This is a genomic window from Vibrio sp. 1978, assembly GCF_033344345.1.
Window position 1 is genome coordinate 1 of the sequence record NZ_JAWPOP010000988.1, and the last position, 524, is coordinate 524.

1 protein-coding gene is annotated in these 524 nt (G+C 45.2%); it reads right to left on the bottom strand.

Translation table 11 applies throughout. The features are described from left to right. Positions 1-195 precede the first annotated feature (195 nt). Positions 196-524: AraC family transcriptional regulator (locus tag R8N49_RS30255; RefSeq protein WP_318190835.1), on the bottom strand; the 329-nt coding region annotated here is incomplete at its 5' end.

Below are 524 nucleotides of genomic sequence, written 5' to 3' on the forward strand. Positions count from 1 at the left end.
CATTCGAGATAACGCCGATGCCGTTAATTGTCTCGCGTATCAGTGCGTTAAACATATTGGTTTCTACGCAGCGTTTGATTTGCAACCTAATGGCATTGGCTTGATGTTTAACGCGAGTATATACCCATGTCGTTGACGATATATACCCCAAAAGTGCGTAAGTAGGTTGGATAGACGCATTGTTGAGCGTTCCCGTCACTCTTTTACGACCTCATGGGGCGGCACACCGAACACTTTTTTAAACGCATTAGTGAAATTAGAAGGGTGGTGATAGCCCGCTTCGTACGCGGCTTCAGTAATCGACACTAAACCACGCTCCAAATGTACTCTTGCGATCTCAAGACGACGATAACGGATATAACCATTCACTGTCATATTGAGTGACTGTTTAAAGCGGCGTTGTAGGTTAGACACACTCATCGAGAATACCTCTGCAATGTGTTCGAGGCTCAACTCTTGTTCAAGGTGCGTTTCGATATAGCTGACAATGTTTTCCACGCGTGAATCACTATGACGTTCGGAGA